At 61.6% G+C, this 17,685-nt stretch carries 18 protein-coding genes; 12 read left to right on the top strand and 6 right to left on the bottom strand.

Features of this window, described 5'->3' with window-relative positions; all coding sequences use genetic code 11:
- The first annotated feature begins 156 nt into the window (after positions 1-156).
- From ASF04_RS19565 to ASF04_RS19540, 6 genes are all read left to right on the top strand, one after another.
- The gene (locus tag ASF04_RS19565; RefSeq protein WP_229205128.1) at positions 157-927 is read left to right on the top strand and encodes a bifunctional 2-polyprenyl-6-hydroxyphenol methylase/3-demethylubiquinol 3-O-methyltransferase UbiG; all 771 of its coding nucleotides are present in this window, start codon (positions 157-159) and stop codon (positions 925-927) included.
- A gap of 4 nt (positions 928-931) precedes the next feature.
- The gene (locus ASF04_RS19560) at positions 932-1,828 is read left to right on the top strand and encodes a LysR family transcriptional regulator (RefSeq protein WP_056145471.1); all 897 of its coding nucleotides are present in this window, start codon (positions 932-934) and stop codon (positions 1,826-1,828) included.
- Positions 1,829-1,935: 107 nt separating this feature from the next.
- Complete coding sequence (locus ASF04_RS19555; RefSeq protein WP_056145468.1) at positions 1,936-2,919, top strand: DUF1852 domain-containing protein; 984 nt, start codon at positions 1,936-1,938, stop codon at positions 2,917-2,919.
- Positions 2,920-2,946: 27 nt separating this feature from the next.
- Positions 2,947-3,975, top strand: coding sequence for a methionine synthase (locus tag ASF04_RS19550; protein ID WP_082488876.1), 1,029 nt, complete (start codon positions 2,947-2,949; stop codon positions 3,973-3,975).
- 134 nt (positions 3,976-4,109) lie between these two features.
- On the top strand, positions 4,110-4,958 hold the full coding sequence (locus ASF04_RS19545; protein WP_056145464.1) for a hypothetical protein: 849 nt from the start codon (positions 4,110-4,112) through the stop codon (positions 4,956-4,958).
- Positions 4,959-4,976: 18 nt separating this feature from the next.
- Complete coding sequence (locus tag ASF04_RS19540) at positions 4,977-5,417, top strand: hypothetical protein (protein WP_056145461.1); 441 nt, start codon at positions 4,977-4,979, stop codon at positions 5,415-5,417.
- Here the strand turns inward: ASF04_RS19540 and ASF04_RS19535 are convergent.
- The 3 genes from ASF04_RS19535 to ASF04_RS19525 form a co-directional block, all read right to left on the bottom strand.
- Positions 5,414-5,647: a hypothetical protein gene (locus ASF04_RS19535; RefSeq protein ID WP_056145458.1), complete on the bottom strand. Its 234-nt coding sequence runs from the start codon at positions 5,645-5,647 to the stop codon at positions 5,414-5,416. The two genes, ASF04_RS19540 and ASF04_RS19535, sit on opposite strands and share 4 nt — an antisense overlap.
- 30 nt (positions 5,648-5,677) lie before the next feature.
- The gene (locus tag ASF04_RS19530) at positions 5,678-7,096 is read right to left on the bottom strand and encodes a S8 family serine peptidase (RefSeq protein WP_056145456.1); all 1,419 of its coding nucleotides are present in this window, start codon (positions 7,094-7,096) and stop codon (positions 5,678-5,680) included.
- A 233-nt stretch (positions 7,097-7,329) separates the two neighbouring features.
- Positions 7,330-8,910: a phage tail sheath C-terminal domain-containing protein gene (locus ASF04_RS19525; RefSeq protein WP_056145453.1), complete on the bottom strand. Its 1,581-nt coding sequence runs from the start codon at positions 8,908-8,910 to the stop codon at positions 7,330-7,332.
- A gap of 54 nt (positions 8,911-8,964) precedes the next feature.
- Between ASF04_RS19525 and ASF04_RS28625 the strand changes: the two genes are divergently transcribed.
- Positions 8,965-9,174 carry a DUF5329 family protein gene (locus ASF04_RS28625; RefSeq protein WP_307141153.1) on the top strand — a complete coding sequence of 70 codons (210 nt, stop codon included), beginning with the start codon at positions 8,965-8,967 and terminating at the stop codon, positions 9,172-9,174.
- 58 nt (positions 9,175-9,232) lie between these two features.
- On the opposite strand, the gene ASF04_RS19520 is transcribed toward ASF04_RS28625, so the two are convergent.
- From ASF04_RS19520 to ASF04_RS19510, 3 genes are all read right to left on the bottom strand, one after another.
- Positions 9,233-10,300, bottom strand: coding sequence for a porin (locus ASF04_RS19520; protein WP_056145451.1), 1,068 nt, complete (start codon positions 10,298-10,300; stop codon positions 9,233-9,235).
- Between the two features lie 40 nt (positions 10,301-10,340).
- Positions 10,341-11,888, bottom strand: coding sequence for a methyl-accepting chemotaxis protein (locus ASF04_RS19515; protein ID WP_056145447.1), 1,548 nt, complete (start codon positions 11,886-11,888; stop codon positions 10,341-10,343).
- Positions 11,889-12,046: 158 nt separating this feature from the next.
- Entirely contained in the window at positions 12,047-12,964 is a 918-nt protein-coding gene (locus ASF04_RS19510) for a LysR family transcriptional regulator (protein ID WP_056145444.1), read from the bottom strand.
- A gap of 149 nt (positions 12,965-13,113) precedes the next feature.
- Here ASF04_RS19510 and mdcA point away from each other — a divergent pair, with 149 nt between their 5' ends.
- From mdcA to mdcE, 5 genes are read left to right on the top strand one after another with little or no spacing between them, the layout of a single operon-like run.
- The gene (gene mdcA / locus ASF04_RS19505; protein WP_056145441.1) at positions 13,114-14,775 is read left to right on the top strand and encodes a malonate decarboxylase subunit alpha; all 1,662 of its coding nucleotides are present in this window, start codon (positions 13,114-13,116) and stop codon (positions 14,773-14,775) included.
- Positions 14,775-15,689 (top strand): triphosphoribosyl-dephospho-CoA synthase, encoded by a 915-nt coding sequence (locus ASF04_RS19500; protein ID WP_056145438.1) that lies wholly within the window; start codon positions 14,775-14,777, stop codon positions 15,687-15,689. The genes mdcA and ASF04_RS19500 overlap by 1 nt, the downstream gene beginning before the upstream one ends.
- A complete protein-coding gene (locus ASF04_RS19495; RefSeq protein WP_056145435.1) occupies positions 15,670-15,993 on the top strand; it encodes a malonate decarboxylase subunit delta in 324 nt (107 codons plus the stop codon). The genes ASF04_RS19500 and ASF04_RS19495 overlap by 20 nt, the downstream gene beginning before the upstream one ends.
- On the top strand, positions 15,990-16,835 hold the full coding sequence (locus ASF04_RS19490) for a biotin-independent malonate decarboxylase subunit beta (RefSeq protein WP_056145431.1): 846 nt from the start codon (positions 15,990-15,992) through the stop codon (positions 16,833-16,835). The genes ASF04_RS19495 and ASF04_RS19490 overlap by 4 nt, the downstream gene beginning before the upstream one ends.
- Positions 16,835-17,659, top strand: a complete 825-nt coding sequence (mdcE, locus tag ASF04_RS19485) for a biotin-independent malonate decarboxylase subunit gamma (protein ID WP_056145429.1) — start codon at positions 16,835-16,837, stop codon at positions 17,657-17,659. Before ASF04_RS19490 ends, mdcE begins: the two co-directional genes overlap by 1 nt.
- Positions 17,660-17,685: the final 26 nt, after the last annotated feature.

Below are 17,685 nucleotides of genomic sequence, written 5' to 3'. Positions count from 1 at the left end.
TCAAAAACATCGCTAATAAGTTAAGCTTGCTGATCTATACCGCTGTCCCCGAGGATGATCATGCAATGTGTTGTTTGCAGCACCCCGCAGTCGCAAGGTTTAACTGATTGGCATACTTCATGTTCCGCATGTGGATACGAGGGCGCAGCGCTGACGGTGAAAATCAACGCGCCACAGGAAGGCGCGCCGGTTGACGAGGTTGAGCGTGAGGTGGGTTTGAAATCGCTGCGGCAGGAGAATTTTCGCGACATTTTAAGCGTGGTGCTCAAGCATGTGAAGCCAGGGGCGCGGCGTCTGCTCGATGTCGGTTGTGCCCACGGATGGTTTCTCGAAACCGCGCGCGCGCATTTCGATGTGCTGGGCGTCGAGCCCGATTCGGTGGTTGGCAACCGCACCGCCTCGCGCGGCCTGCCGGTACGACCTGGTTATTTTCCTGATGCGCTCACACCCGGTGAATCATTCGATGTCATCGTGTTTAACGACGTTATCGAGCATATTCCTGATATCGCCTCGGCCCTGGATGCATGCAATGCGCGCTTGAGCGAAAACGGCCTGCTGGTTCTTAATCTTCCGAACAGCCGGGGATTTTTCTACCGCTTATCAAGAATATTTGCCCGACTGGGTTGGCGCAATCCGTTCAACCGGCTGTGGCAAAAGGATCTGCCCTCCCCCCACGTTCACTATTTCAATCCCCGCAATCTGGACTTGCTCGTGGCCCAGCATGGCTTCGTGAACGTGTATTCCGGACAGTTGCCTTCCTTGCGCAAGAAAGGTCTGTTCGAGCGGATTCGCTGTACTGGCGATATTTCGGGCTTCTCTTTATACCTGCAGTATTTTGCTGTGTTGTGTTCGATTCCCGTCTTGTCAGCCTTCCCAAGCGACATCATGTTCTGCGTTTTTCGCAAAACGACGTCCGAAGGCAGCTGAAACCATGCTGGAACGTATCCATCTCGCCACCCTGCTGGAAGTTGAAAAACAAGGCTCCCTGACGGCAGCCGCCGAAGTTCTGCACCTGACCCAGTCTGCGCTGAGCCACAGCATGAAAAAGCTCGAGCAGCAACTGGGCACCGACATCTGGCTGCGGGAAGGACGCACGTTGCGGCTCACCCAGGCGGGCCAGTACCTGCATGCGGTCGCCCAGCGCGTGATTCCGCAACTGGACCTGGCCGAAGAACGTCTGCGCCAGTTTGCCCAGGGCGAGCGCGGCACGTTGCGCATCGGCATGGAGTGTCATCCGTGCTACCAGTGGCTGCTTAAAATCGTCAGCGGCTACCTGGCGGCGTGGCCGCACGTGGATGTGGACGTCAAACAAAAATTCCAGTTCGGCGGCATCGGCGCCCTGTTCGGTTTCGAGATCGACTTGCTGGTCACGCCCGATCCGCTGCTCAAACCGGGCCTGCGGTTCGAACCCGTGTTCGACTATGAACAGGTGCTGGTGGTGCACAAGGACCATCCCTGGGCCGATCAGCAGGAAGTGCGCCCGGAACAGTTGAACGAAGAAACGCTGATCACCTACCCGGTCCCGCTCGAACGACTGGACATCTACAATATGTTCCTGCTACCCGCCAAGGTTGGGCCGCGCAAGCACAAGACCATCGAAACCACCGATATCATGTTGCAGATGGTGGCCAGCGGCCGCGGCGTGACCGCCCTGCCCAAGTGGCTGGTGACCGACTATGCGCCGCACCTGCAACTGCGCACGCTGCGCCTGGGGCCAAACGGCATCCAGAAACATATCTACCTCGGCGCCCGCGAAGTCGATTACGACACCGACTACCTGCAATCGTTCATCGCCATGGCGCGCAAAGCCGAAAGCTATTCGACGTAACATGAGCCGCGCTCATGGAAGTATGAAATAAGACCATTTTACTTCAACGATCCCCATGGTTATCATCGCTCCATCATTTCTTGCAGAAATCAGGACGCCAGAACACCATGAGCAACGATTTTACTTTCAACATCAAGAGCATAGTTTTCGATGAAAACTATCATCCGTCCGATAATACCCGGCTGACCACGAACTTCGCCAATTTGGCGAGGGGCAAAAGCCGCCAGGAGAATCTGCGCAATACCCTGCGGATGATCGACAACCGCTTCAACAACCTGGCGCACTGGGACAACCCCAATAGCGACCGCTACACGGTCGAACTCGACATCATTTCGGTAGAAATGTCGATCGGCGCCGCAGGCGGCAATGAGGCACTGCCGCTGATCGAGATATTGAAGCCGAATATCATCGACAGAAAAACCGGCGAGCGCACCGATGGCATCGCCGGCAACAACTTCTCGTCTTACGTGCGCGATTATGACTTCAGCGTCCTGCTGCCAGAACATAACGCCGACAAAGCCACGTTTGGCACGCCCGATAATTTCGGCGATTTTCACGGCAAGCTGTTCAAGCACTTTGTCAATTCCGACGCCTACAAACAGCATTTCAGCAAGCCGCCGGTCATTTGCATCAGCGCCTCGAGCAGCAAGGTCTATCACCGCACCGAGAATGTGCACCCGATACTGGGCGTCGAGTACCAGCAAAACGAGTTGTCGCCGACCGATCGGTATTTCGACAAAATGGGGATGAAGGTTCGCTACTTCATGCCGCCCAATAGTTTTGCGCCGCTGGCGTTTTATTTTATCGGCGACCTGCTGGCCGACTATACCAACCTCGAACTGATCGGCACCATCAGCACGATGGAGACCTTCCAGAAGATTTACCGGCCCGAGATCTATAACGCCAATTCCGCAGCGGGAAAACTGTATCAGCCCAGCCTGAAAAACCAGGATTACTCGTTGACGCAAATTGTCTATGACCGCGATGAGCGCAGCCAGTTGGCGGTCAAGCAGGGCAAATATACGGAAGAGCATTTCATCAAGCCGTACAAAAATATTCTTGAACAATGGGCGGCGAATTACGCGCGCTGATCGACCGACCTGCACAAAGACTTCATCATGAAAAAATTATTACCGACTTCAACCGCCGGCAGCTTGCCCAAACCATCCTGGCTGGCACAGCCTGAAAAACTCTGGTCGCCCTGGAAATTGCAAGGCGAGGAACTGGCGGAGGGCAAACAGGATGCGTTGCTGCTTGCGCTGCAGGAGCAGCAGCAAGCCGGCATCGACATCGTCAGCGATGGCGAGCAAACCCGCCAGCATTTTGTCACCACGTTTATCGAGCACCTGAGCGGCGTCGATTTTGAAAAGCGCGAGACCGTCAGGATACGCGATCGCTACGATGCCAGTGTGCCGACCGTCGTCGGCGCGGTGAGCCGCCAGAAACCGGTGTTCGTGGAAGACGCCAAATTCTTGCGCCGGCAGACCGACCAGCCGATCAAATGGGCCTTGCCAGGCCCGATGACGATGATCGACACGCTCTACGACAGCCACTACAAGAGCCGCGAAAAACTGGCCTGGGAATTCGCCAGGATCCTCAACCAGGAAGCGCGGGAGCTGGAAGCTGCCGGTGTCGATATCATCCAGTTCGACGAACCGGCATTCAATGTGTTTTTCGATGAAGTGAACGATTGGGGCGTTGCCACGCTGGAGCGGGCGATCGAAGGGCTCAAGTGCGAAACTGCCGTCCATATCTGCTATGGCTACGGTATCAAAGCCAATACCGACTGGAAAAATACGCTGGGGTCCGAGTGGCGCCAATACGAAGAATCGTTTCCCAAGTTGCAGAAGTCCAGTATCGATATCATCTCGCTGGAATGCCACAACTCGCATGTGCCCATCGACCTGATCGAACTCATCCGTGGCAAAAAGGTGATGGTCGGGGCCATCGACGTGGCCAGCCATGTGGTTGAAACGCCGGAGGAAGTTGCCAACACCTTGCGCAAGGCACTGCAATTCGTCGATGCCGACAAGCTCTATCCTTGCACCAACTGCGGCATGGCGCCATTGCCGCGCCATGTCGCCCGAGGAAAACTCAATGCGCTCAGTGCCGGCACGGAGATTATCCGCAGAGAGCTGTCAGCCTGATAGCTGGAGTGGCAAAAATACATCAAAAATTCTCCCCCTTATTATTTAAATAATAGTACTGTTATCGGTTGCGGGGCCATCGGTTTGTGGCTTGCCAATTGGTTAAACCATGGGGGGATAAATTGTTCAACTCAATGACCAGGCCAGCCGTGCTGGCAATCGCGCTGATTCTCACCGGATGCGCCAACCTCGGTGCGATCCAGGAATTCGGCAAGTTGTCGGCCGACGGCGCCAGCTATACCAGGCTGAGCGATGACTACGTGCAGAGCCCGGAAGTCAGAAAAGCCTACACGTTCAGGGCCGATACTGCACAGCGCGATCACCTGACCCGGGTTGCAGAAGAGCGCAAGAAACAAAGTGCGGAACTGGCGATCTATCACAAATCCATTTCCGCCTACATGAGCGCCCTGGCCGCCCTGGCCGGGGACGAGACGCCAAGTTTCGATCCCGAGCTTGACGCAATGGTCGACGCAGCAGCAGAAGCCCGCTACCTCACCGAGGAAAAAGCAGAGGCTGTCAGAGCACTCGGCAAGGCATTGACCAATGCGCTGGCCAGCGCCTATCAGCAACGGGAATTGAAGCAGGTGATCGAGAACGCCAATGCGCCCCTACAAAAAGTGATCGGTTCCATGACCGTGATGATGGAAGGCTTCGCTGAGTCCCTGCACACCGAGCACACGGCTTTCGTCAGCTACCATCAGACCCTGATCGGCATGGCCGAGGAAAAAGGCAAGGACGGCACCATGCGCGAACCGGTCGCCGCGCAAATGGCGTACGCAAATCTCGAGCTCGGCAAGCCTGCTTACGCGGCGCGCGCCCGCGCCGTTCCCAAATATATCGAGACCTTGCAGAAGATAGCCGCTGCGCATCAGTCGCTGTACGACAACCGTAACCGGATATCGGACAAGGAAGTTCTATCGCAACTCGCAAAGCAGACCCGGCAGATTCGCGCCGCTTACGTTGCCGTGCGTGCAGCCGAGTAAAACTAGATGGGGGTAACCATGAACGACAATATCTTGGCTGCAAAACAGGCGTTGCAACTGGCCAGGCAATTTCGGCTCGCAGCGGTGGCGGTGGGCGACCGTGTGTTTAGCGAATGGGACGCCATTCCAAAAAAAGACAGGGCCCAACTGCAATCACTGGAAGTAACGCTGCTCAACCTGGCGACCGACCTCACCACCCAGGCCGTTGGCATCGCTCTCGACGATGGCAAGATCAGCCTGGCAGCACTGGACCGTGCCACCGAATCTGGCAGGGAAGCGCTGAAGCACATCATAGACGCGAAAGCCATGATCGGCATTACCACCGCCCTGATCGGCTTGGCTGCTACCATCCCTACCGGAAACGTGCTGGGGATGATTTCGGCCGTCAAGAACCTGGACGATGCGGTGAAGGCGGCGCAGGCGCCAAAATCACCACCGCCGGAAAATAGCCAAGGTTAAGCGATGCGCCGCCGTGTGTCCGGAACGGCTATCCGTTCCTGCTGCGGCGACACAACCCAGCCCGTCAATTTGCTCTTGAGCGCATCCAGTTCGCCGGCCGCGATATCGACCAGCAAATTGTCGCCGCTGTGATGAATGACGCGCCCGTCAACGGTCGCGCCCACCAGGGAAAGCGCTTCCTCGGTGGAGACGGTGGCGTCAGCGGTACGTCGCAGGATAACTTGGCTCATATACCCAATATAGCATGATCACCGGCCCGCTCAAGGCAACATCCCCAGTCCCTCCAGGTCCTTGGGGAAGCCGAGCGGCTTTGCTGCGGCATTGATCACGGCCAGCATGGCCGTGGACCGGTCGCGGTTGCGCTTCATCTTGAGCACCTTGGGCTGGGCGGCCAGCAACGCGGCTGCGGCGCCGGCTGCGGCCGGACACGCCATCGAGGTGCCGCTCATCACACCATAGCCGCCACCGGGCAGCGTCGAAACGATGCCGACGCCAGGACCGGTCAGGTCGATTTCCGGCCCCACGTTGGAAAACTGCGCAATGAAAAGCTGTTCATCGGTGGTGGCTGCCGGCGGCGCCACGTCCAGTAGCTCGGACGAGTTGGCGGGAAAAGTACCCTGCCTGCCAGCGGCTGACACCGCAACGGACTCGGTCCATGCGGCCGGGTAAGAAACCGGCTGGCGGCCGTCATTGCCGGCCGCGACAATGCATAGAGTGCCCTTGTCATATGCCTCCTTGATGGCGTCGTGCACGGCCTCATCGGGCGAAGCCCCGCCCAGGCTCAGGTTCAGCAAGTCGCACTGGTCTTCGACCCCCTGCTCGATCGCGCGCAAGATGTCGTAGTTGGTGGCGCCGCCGCCGGCGTTGGGAAATACCCGGTAACTGTACAGCGCCACGCCGGGCGCCACGCCCGGTTTGCCGGCCGGCTGCTGGCCTCGGGAGGCGATGATGCCCGCCACATGGGTGCCGTGCTCGCCTTGCTCCTTGGCCGGTCCCCAGCCACCGGCATCATTCTCATCGGCGACAAACGCGGCGCCGCCCAGCACTTTTAAATCAGGATGCTTGCCATCGACACCGGTGTCGATCACGCCCACCCGCACGCCGTGGCCAGCCTCGGCGGGATGTTCGCCATAGACGGTGGCAAGGAAATCCGGCACCGCCAGGTCAATGGGGGCAATACCGACACTGTCGCCGTTCTTGATCTTGCGGGTGCGCTCGCACAGTCCCCAGTAGCCGGCCGGACCGTAGATCAGCAACAAGTCCAGCGTCTTGCTGGCAGTGGAAAACTGCAAGGTGACCTCGCCTTTCGCATTGCTGGTGCCCTGCGCGCCTTGCTGGCCGGCGAAATTCGTAAACGCGACCACCATGGCGCCCCTGACGGGCTTGCCACTGACGGTATCGACCACCTTGATCTTCAAGCCCGGCGCCGCTGCCGCAGCCGCCTTGCTGCGAACGGCCGCTGGCTGCAGGATCTGCCACCGGGGGCTGCGGGCGATCTCGTAGCGCACCAGCGGCACCAGCCTGATGCCGGCATTGCTGGCCTTCAAGGCAGTGGCTGCGACATCGCTCAGCTCTACCAGTTTGGGGCCGCTGTCTGCGCTGGAATGCACGATCTTGACGGCCGCAGCCGGCTGGACAGCCGTTCTGGCGGCACCCTGCAAGTCCAACCTGGCTGACATTACAGAGGAAAAAAGCTGGGGGGATGCAAGCGGCTCCCGTAGCGCCTCGGAGTGCAGACCCCGTTTAGGTAACAGCAGGTAGCGTTGAATATCGGTTGCCGTGTTGCGCGATCGGGATGCCATATGATTACCTCTTCCATGGATGTCACCCGATCATATTACTTTTAAAATAATATATATCGGATAACCAACATATATTTTTTGAACTGTCTGCACGCAACAACATCTACAGATCAGTCCGATGTTGCCTGTTGCTGCTCGAACGTGATCACGATGAATTCCGCCGGCCGCTGCACGGCCACCTTCACCGATACCCGCATGATGCCGTTCTGGATATCTTCGGGGGTCATCGTGATACCCAGGCCGATATCGACCTGGTAGGTATCGCCCGGCGATGCGCCCTGCAACCCTCCCTGTTTCCACACATCGGTGAGGAAGCTGCCGATCATGCTTTTGACGGCAGCCCAGGTATTGGCATCGTTGGGCTGGAAAACAAAGGCACGCGCCGCCTCCCTGATCGACTGCTCGAGGTAAATCATGGTCCGGCGCACCGCGATATAACGCCAGTCCTGGCTATTGCCATCGAGGGTGCGCGCGCCCCACACCAGGATGCCCTGGCCATTGAACATGCGGATGGCATTGATCGATTTACCGGTGGCCTCATCAATATTCAGCGCGGCCTGCTGGCTGTCCGACAGCCGGATCGGCAGGCTGACTGCGCCGGTGATGGGGCAATTCGCTGGCGAGCGCCAGGGGCCGTCCATGTTGTCGGTGGCCGTGTACACGCCCGCCATCGCGCCACTTGGCGGCAGGACATTGGCCAACTCGGTCACCGACGCCATGATCCGGGCATAGACAGGGCTGGCCGCCACCAGCGCCGCCTGCAACTGCCTGTTGGTCATCGGCTTTGCCGGTGGATGCTGGATCTGGGTGAGGATTTGTACTGCTTGCGGATTCGGCGCCGATGCCGGGCTCAGCAAAGAATTGAGCCTGGTCGTATCGCCACCGAACAAATTGGTGAAATTGAGTTCGCCCGTTTGCATGATGTTGGTGCCGAGAAACGGGTAGTAGCTGATGCCGTAATGCAGTCCGTTAATGCCGGTACTGTTGCGGAAATTGGCGATGTCGTCGGTGTACTGGATCGGATCGGGTCGGGCGCCGCCAATGATATCGAGCAGGCATACCGCTGTCCCCATTGCTGCTGCTTGCTGCAACATCGCCGGATTCAAAATGGCGTTATCGGCCAATGACATCAGCGTGGCATCGGGACACAGATACATGGTCGGCTCCTGCTCATTCTTCAGCAGCGCCAGACCACGTTGCAAATCGGCCAGTTTTACGTTGGGATTGACGATCTGCGCTGCCGGATCGGTGTTTGGTTTGCCACTGGCCGCGCCATAGGTGCCCACCGAAACGATATACGCGTCGCCGCCGCCATTCTGGTAGAACAGGCGCACGCTGTTATACAGATAGTAAATCGTGCTCGGGTCGGGCAGGACCGCGTAATACACGCCATCGAGTAAGATGTATTCGCCCGAAGCCGGCTTATCTTTTTGCGCCACCAGGTGATACTGCGGAGCATACTGCGCCACCGGATCGAGCGGCGCCGGCGGATCGGGCAACATGAAATATGCCTGGAAGTCCGCGAAGCTGGTGATTTTTACCGGGACATTGGCATATGACCTGCCCTGGTACGCAGCGACCGGGGTGTAACCAATAAATGCGGGAACAGCGGATGGCACCGCCACCACCGAGTTGGGAAAGGCGTTGAGTTCCTGGATGTACACGCCCGGGGTTACGTAAGCAGATGTCATGTTCAAAGTAAAAAGTGGCTCATGAGCAATAAATATATCACGTAAAAAGGCAGTATCACTCCCCTATGCGCACAACAAATATTCTCGCCGTCATACTCGTTACGCTGGCCGCGTCCCCAGTTCATCAAGCTGGCAGCGAGCTCGAGCAGCATGTCGGGCAAGCCTTACCAGGTGCGGTGCGGTGACAGCCAGCCCGTGGCCAGCCAGACCTGGCTGACCACTGAACTGCAAACCCTCCGCGCCAAAGCCGCCGCGCCGAAGTAACCCTCGCAACAACGGCGGGCAAACCGGACCACCTCGACTGACGCGGCATCATTACACTTTAGAACCGATGCTGCACGCCAGCCATCAAGCCCCGCTGGCTATCGGCAAACCCCGCATCGGCACGCGACAGGCTGATCAGCTTGCCGTTCTTGGCCTTGGCGTACGCTGCCGTCACGTACACGTCGGTGCGCTTGGACAGCGCGTAGCGGGCGCGGGTCACGTACATCTTCGGATCGGCATCGGTGCGGGCCGCCACGTTGCGCACGTCGGTATAGTAGATGGCGCCAACCAGCGTCAGCGCCGGGCCGGCCTTGTAGGTCAGGCCGGCCCAGTAGGTGTTGGCGCGCACATCGGGCAAGGCGCGGTTGTTCGATTCGTTCTTGTAGCTGCGGCCTACCAGTTGCACCTTGAAGTCGCCGGCAGTGACCATGCCGCCCAGGTGGTAGATATTGCTGGTGTCGTGGCGATTGGTGGCAGCAACATTGTTGCCGTTGCCTTGTTCGGCCGAGCCGATTACCGAGAACATGCCGGCCGTGTAGGTGGCGGCCACCTGCATTCTCGCGCCGTCGGCGGTACCGGTGCTCTGTTCGCCGAAGGCATACGTGGCGCCGAATTTGAGTGGCCCGGTTTCCAGCGAATATTTGACGATGTTGTCGGCCGACGTGATCATGCCGTAGCTGTTGACGTTCGAGGCCGACCCGCTCGATGCCCACGAATAATATGGCGCGTATGCCATCGGGTCGAACGGCACGATGAAATCGTACACGGTGGTAAACGAACGGCCCAGGACCACCCGGCCGAACGACCCTTCCAGGCCCACGTTGGCCTGGCGCCGGAACAAACCGCCGCCGTCGGAGCCGCCGATGTCGGTCAGCAGGCCGCCTTCAAGGTTGAACACGGCTTTCAGGCCGCCGCCCAGGTCCTCGGTGCCCCGAAAACCGAAGCGCGAGTTGTTCATGCCGCCCGAGCTCACGCGCGTGGCGCTGCCGCCCGGTCCCGCATGGGTCAGGTTTTCCACGCCCGTGTCGAGCAGGCCGTACAGCGTGACGTTCGACTGGGCGGCGGCCGGAACAGCTGCGCTGATGGCGGCCAGCACGGCGCCGGCAATAACGGTGGTTTTTTGCATGAAAATCTCCTGGATGGTTAATTATTGTGATGTTGGTTGTCTATGCCAGGCGGAAAACGCTGACGACTGCCGCCAGGTTGGCCGACTGTTCCTGCAATGCCGCTGCCGCTGCGGCGGCTTCTTCCACCAGCGCGGCATTCTGTTGCGTTACCTGGTCCATCTGGATCACCGCGCGGTTCACTTCTTCGATGCCCACGCTCTGTTCTTCGCTGGCGGCGGTGATCTCGGTCACCACGTCGCTCACCCGTCGTACGCTCTCGAGCATGTCATTCATCGACTTGCCGGCCTGCTGCACTTGTGACGTGCCGGAACCTACCTGCACCACCGAGTCGTCGATCAGCACCTTGATTTCCTTGGCGGCTGCCGCGCTGCGGTGGGCCAGGTTGCGCACTTCGGTGGCGACCACGGCAAAGCCCCTGCCCTGCTCGCCTGCCCGCGCCGCTTCGACGGCAGCGTTCAGGGCCAGGATATTGGTCTGGAACGCGATGCCATCGATCACGCTGATGATGTCGACGATCTTGCGTGACGACGCGCTGATCGATTCCATGGTGGTGATCACCTCGCCCACGACCTTGCCGCAATCGCCGGCGATGGTCGAAGCCGATTGCGCCAGTTTCTTGGCGTGGCGCGAGTTGTCGGCATTCTGCTTGACGGTGGACGTCAGCTCTTCCATGGCCGAGGCGGTTTCTTCCAGCGAACTGGCCTGCTCCTCGGTGCGGCTCGACAGGTCGAGGTTGCCGCTGGCGATCTCGGCCGAGGCCGTGGCGATGGTGTCGGTGCCGCTGCGTACTTCGCCGACCACGCGCAGCAAGCTGGCGTTCATCAGGCTCAGCGCCGCCATCAACTGGCCGGTTTCGTCGGCGCCGCCGCGAGCGATGTTGGCGGTCAGATCGCCATTGGCCACGCGCTGGGCCACTTCCACCGCCTCCTGCAACGGCCGCGACACGATGCGCGCCACCCACACGGCCAGCGCCATGCCGACTACGATCAGCACCCCGAGCACACCGAGGATCAGGTTGCGTGACAGGGCGAACGTGGCGGACGCCTGCTCGTCGGATGCTGCGCTGCCGTCATCGTTAATCTTGACCAGCGCTTCGAGCTGTTCGTTTACCTGGCGGAACAGTTTGTTGGACGCGCCCCGGAACAGCGTGCGTGCATCTTCCTTGCTGCCCGCGTGCGACAGGCCGGTGAGTTTTTTGCTTTGCGCCATGTAGTCGGCCAGCGACTTTTGCAGCTCGGCGTAAATGCGCTTTTCCGCGGGTTCGGACACCAGCGTGGCGTACGAGGCCTGCTGCTTGGCGAAGGTGTCGAGCCGGGTGGCCATCGACTTGTCGGTGGCCACCATGTCTTCTTCGGTGGTGAGCAGGATGTGGGTAGCTTCGGAAATGCGGTAGCGCGAGAGCGAATTCTGCATCTGTCCCAGGTAGCGCACTGCTGGCAGCCAGTTGGTGGCGATATCGCTGGACGCCTGGCTGACCTTGGTCATTTGGGCGATCGAGAACAGGCCCAGTGCGCAGGTGAAAATGGTGAGGATAGCGAACGAAATGATCAGCTTTTTGCCGATCTTCAAATCATAAAACCACTGCATGTCGCCTCCGGATTATTTTCCTTTTAGAAACATAATCATAGCGACCGGCTTTTTAAAAGTCGATCAAACCGGCACGGCTTTGACGATTGGCGGCCGATTTGTGGCTTTTTAGGTGAATCAGGTAGAAGTTAATCCATGTTGCGTAAAGAACTAGCTTATCAACTGTGTCGTCGCTTGCCGTTGTCGAACATGCGCGACTCGGCCGCCAGGGCCAGCAAGTTCGGATCGCGCTCGCGCGATTTGAGCATCAGCAGTGAAATCACCTGGTGCGACGCATACGGCGCCGCCAGTGCGATCAGCTCGATGCGCGCGCTGTACTCGGCCACGCGCGCCGGCAGCAGGCTGTAGCCCATGCCGCTGCCCACCAGGTTGATCAGCGAGAAAATGTCGCTGACCTGCATTGCGGTTTCCGGCTCGAAGCCGGCCTGGCGGAACGCGTGGTTGAAACTGTCGGCCGTCACGAAACCGGCGCCTAGCGTGATCCATTGCTCGTGGCGCAGCTGGCGCAAGTCCACCTGGGCGGCGCCCGCGTAGGGAGACCCGAGCGGCGCGGCCAGCCGCACCTCGTCCTCGAACATGGGAATGGCAATCAGGCGGGCGTCATCGCTCGGTGCTTGCAGGCCGATCACCACGGCGTCGAGACGGCCGTCGGCCAGGCCTTGCAGCAAATCCTTGTTGGAGCCGAGCGTGAGATCGACGTGCAGCTCGGGACGGCGTAATTTCAGGCCCATCAGCAGGTGCGGGATACAGCGCAAGGTCAGCGAGTAGAGCGAACCGATGCGCAGCCGGCCACTGTTGAAACCGGCGATTTCGCGCACCTTGCGGATGCCCTCTTCCGCCTCGTTGATAGCCCGCTGCGCATGCGTGGCCAGGGCGAACGCGGCCGGCTGGGCAGTCAGCTTGCGGCCTTCGCGCGCAAACAGCTGGCAGCGCAGGCCCTCTTCCAGCGAATGCAGCGCCCGGTGCACGCTGACCACGCTTTGCCCTACCTCGTCCGACACCCGCGCCAGGCTGCCCAGCCGCATGAAAGCCAGGAAGATTTCCAGTTTCTTGAGCGTGATTTCTTCGTCGATCATAGGGATTCTCCTCTCATCGAGTATAGCGATAGTTAACCTGAAGGTAAACGTTGAGGCGCTGCGGTTGATTGAACCGGACCGTATTGCAGCCTATGCTGGGTGCTGTCAGACATCCAGCTTATGTAGAGAACGTAATGACAGGAGACAATATGAACAACAGCAGCAAGCCGCCGCGCCAGTGGGACACGCGGCGCCAGGAAAAGCGCCGCCGCCTCGACTCCGTCCGCCACCTCAGCGACGGCCCCATCATCGGCACCGACGCCATCGTCGATGCCCTCTCGCTGCTGATCGCCAGCGGCGACCGCGTGGTCCTCGAAGGGAACAACCAGAAGCAGGCCGATTTCCTGGCCCGCGCCATGGTGCAAATGAATGCCGACAAGGTCAACAAGCTGCACATGATCATGCCGAGCGTGAGTCTGCCGCAGCACCTGGACCTGTTCGAGCGCGGCATCGCCAACAAGCTCGACTTCGCCTTTGCCGGCGCCCAGAGCCTGCGCATCTCGCAGTTGCTGCAGGACGGCGTGCTCCAAGTGGGCGCGCTGCACACCTACGTGGAACTGTATGCGCGGCTGTACGTGGACCTGGCGCCCAACGTGGTGCTGGTGGCCGGCTACATGGCCGACCGCCAGGGCAACCTGTACACGGGTCCCAGCACCGAGGACACGCCGGCGCTGGTGGAAGCGGCCGCCTTCCACGATGGCATCGTGATCGCCCAGGTGAACCAGATCGTCGACGATCCGGGCGACCTGCCGCGCGTGGACATTCCCGGCTCATGGATCGACTTCGTGGTGCAGGCCGACAAGCCGTTTTATATCGAGCCCCTGTTTACCCGCGACCCGCGCCTGATCAAACCGGTGCACGTGCTGATGGGGATGATGGCGATCCGTGGCGTCTATGAGCGCCACAACGTGCAGTCGCTCAACCACGGCATCGGCTTTAATACCGCCGCCATCGAGCTGCTGCTGCCTACCTACGGTGAACAACTGGGCTTGAAGGGCAAGATCTGCCGCCACTGGACCCTGAATCCGCACCCCACGCTGATCCCTGCCATCGAAAGCGGCTGGGTGGACAGCGTGCATTGCTTCGGCGCTGAACTGGGCATGGAAGCCTACACGGCCGCCCGCCCCGACGTGTTCTTCACCGGTCGCGACGGCTCCATGCGCTCGAACCGCCTGCTGTGCCAGATGGCCGGCCAGTACGCGGTGGACCTGTTCATCGGCGCCACCCTGCAAATGGATGGCCTGGGCAATTCTTCGACCGTCACGCACGGCCGGCTCACCGGTTTTGGCGGCGCGCCGAACATGGGCCACGACCCGCACGGCCGCCGCCACGCCACGCCGGCATGGCTGGACCTGTTCGAAGGCGACGACCCGCTCTCGCGCGGCCGCAAGCTGGTGGTGCAGATGGTGGAAACCTTCCAGGACGGCACCCAGCCCACCATCGTCGAATCGCTCGACGCCGTCGCCGTCGGCAAGGCGTCGGGCATGCCGTTGGCGCCGGTGATGATTTACGGGGACGATGTCAGCCACGTGCTGACCGAGGAAGGCATCGCCTACCTGTACAAGGCGCGCAACCTGGAAGAGCGCAAGGCCATGCTGGCGGCGGTGGCGGGCGTCACGCCCGTCGGCCTGCGCCACGATACGAAACAGACCGCGCGTATGCGCCAGGAGGGACTGATCGCGCTGCCGGAAGACCTGGGCGTGCAGCGCGCGCAGGCCACGCGCTCGCTGCTGGCCGCCAAGAGCATCGCCGACCTGGTTGACTGGTCCGATGGCTTGTACGACCCACCTGCCAAATTCAGGAGCTGGTAATGACGATGCTGACCGAACTTTTCCGCGCCGTGCCGATGGCATTGAATGGCACCATGCTGGCCGACATTGCCGTCACCGCACTGGTGGACGAAGCCATGCTGACACCGAAACCGGGCCTGGTGGACATGCGCGGCAGCGGCGCCCACACCGACTTGAGCTGGCTGCTGATGTGCCGCTCGGCCCACGCGCTGCGCCCCGCCTTCGAAGCCATGGCCCATGCAGGCGCCACGATGGACGACTTGCCTGCGCTGCGCCGGCGCATCGGCGCCATCGGCCGCGCCGGCGAAACGCTGATGATGAACGCCACCGGCGGCGTCAACACCCACCGGGGCGCGATCTGGGCGCTCGGGTTGCTGGTCACTGCGGCAGCCAGTGGCGACGTCGATGCACGCACCATCGCGGCCCGGGCCGGCGCCCTGGCGCGGCTGCACGATCCCGCCGCCCCGGCCAGCACCGGCAACAAGGGCGAGACCGTGCGCCGCATCTATGGCGTGGACGGCGCGCGCGGCCAGGCCGAGGCGGCGTTCCCGCACGTGACCGACGTGGCGCTGCCGATGCTGCACGCCTCGCGCGCCCGTGGTGACAGCGAAATCGCCGCGCAACTGAACGCGCTGCTGGCCGTGATGGCCGACCTGGACGACACCTGCCTGCTGGCGCGCGGTGGCCCGGCGGCACTGGCAGCGGCGCAGAACGGCGCCAAGGCGGTGCTTTACGCCGGTGGCGCCGGCACGGACACCGGCCGTGCGGCCTTGCGCAAACTCGATGCCGCCCTGCTGGCGCGTGGCGTCTCGCCCGGCGGCGCGGCGGACCTGCTGGCGGCCACGCTGCTGCTCGACCGCCTCGCGCATCCGAACCACCGCATCACCCCACAATTACAAGCTACGGAGGCCCAACATGGAACGACTGCATTTTGAATTCCCCGCCGGCCAGCCCGCTGCGCCCACTATCGTTGCCCGCGTGGTCACCGGCGTGGTGGCATCGGGCGACCTGGAGGTGCTCTTGGCCCCGCAAGGCGGCGCGCTGACCACCATCGCGGTGCAAACCTCGGTGGACGGCTACGGCGGCACCTGGAAAGCCCTGCTCGAACGCGTGTTTGCCGGCGCCACGCTGCCGGCGGCCAGCATCGAGATCAACGACAACGGCGCCACGCCGGGCGTGGTACGCATGCGCATCGAGCAGGCGTTCGAAGAAGCGCAAGCGGCAGGAGGTCAACCATGAATATCGAACAACTGCTGAACCGCGACAGCTTTATCGAGCGCAGCGCCCGCAACCGCGCCCACGCGCTGCTCGACACCGGCTCGATGCGCGAACTGATCGGCCCTTTCGATCGCGTCACGTCGCCGTGGCTGGCGCAGCAAAAACTGGTCACCCAGTCCGATGACGGCGTGGTCGTGGCCAAGGGCACGGTCGATGGCGTCGCCACCGTGGTGCTGGCCATCGAAGGCGCGTTCCAGGGCGGCAGCATGGGCGAAGTGGGCGGCGCAAAAATCGCCGGCGCGCTCGAACTGGCGGCCGATGACAACCGTGCCGGCATTCCCACCCAGGCCGTGATCGTGTTTGAAACGGGCGGCGTGCGGCTGCAGGAAGCCAACCTGGGGCTGGCGGCGATTGCCGAAATCCAGTCGGCCATCGTCGATCTGCGCCGCTACCGGCCCGTGATCGGCGTCAGTGCCGGCACCGTGGGCTGCTACGGCGGCATGTCGATCGCTGCCGGCCTGTGCTCGTACCTGGTGCTCACCCGCGAGGCGCGCCTGGGGCTGAACGGCCCGCAGGTGATCGAGCAGGAAGCGGGGATCGCCGAATTCGATGCCCGCAACCGCGCCCTGATCTGGGGCCTGACCGGCGGCCAGCAGCGCGCAGCGACCGGCCTGGCCGATGCGCTGGTGGACGACGATACGGCGCAGGTGCGCAGCCTGGTGGTGGAACTGTTCCGCGCCGGCGTGCCAGCCGACCATCGCAGCGACCGTTACGCCCACTACCTCGAACGCCTGGCGCGTTTCGATACCGCCAACCAGCCCGAGGCGGCCGATGTCCGCGCCCTGTACGGAAAGGATCTCTGATGAATACCGCAAACCACACCTCCAACGGTGGCACCTGGCTCGACCTGCTCGCTGGCGGCGCCGATGTTTATGACTGGCCGGCAGTGCGCGTGCGCGATGGCAACCTGGCCGGCGCGCCGACGCGCTTCATCGCCGTGGTGCCCGATGCCGATAACCGCTTCCCGCGCGCCCGCACCGGCGAAGTGGGCCTGGTCGAAGGCTGGCAGCTGGCGCAGGCCGTGCACGAGGTCATTGCCGCCGACCGCGCGGCCAGCAGCAAGCGCGCCATCGTCGCCGTGATCGACGTCACCAGCCAGGCATACGGCCGCCGCGAGGAAGCCTTCGGCATCCACCAGGCGCTGGCCGGCGCGGCCGGAGCATATGCCCAGGCGCGGCTGGCCGGCCACCCGGTGATCGGCCTGATCGTCGGGCTGGCGATGTCGGGTGCATTCCTGGCGCACGGCTACCAGGCCAACCGCCTGATCGCGTTCGACGATCCCGGCGTGATGGTGCATGCGATGGGCAAGGCGTCCGCTGCGCGCATCACGCTGCGGTCGGTGGAAGCGCTGGAAGCGCTGGCGCAGAGCGTGCCGCCCATGGCGTACGACATCCATAGCTATGCGTCGCTCGGTTTGTTGTGGAAAGTGCTGCAGCCTTCGAGTGCATCGGCGCCGTCAGCGGACGACGTGGCGCTGGTGACGGCCACGCTGGAAGCGGCGCTGGCCGATATCGCCAACGACACCCGCAAAGACCTCGCCGCCCGTTTCGATGGCGAACACCGGGCCGCCTCGCGGCGCGTCCGGCAACTGCTGCGCGAGCAGTGGAAAGGAGAGACCAGCGCCTGACCCACTATGACGGCCGCCCATGAAAC

Origin of the sequence: Duganella sp. Leaf61 (genome assembly GCF_001421905.1) — a bacterium.
Taxonomy (GTDB): Bacteria; Pseudomonadota; Gammaproteobacteria; order Burkholderiales; family Burkholderiaceae_D; genus Rugamonas; species Rugamonas zoogloeoides.
Note: the sequence above shows the minus strand (reverse complement) of the source record. Positions and strands in the feature narration are given on the sequence as shown.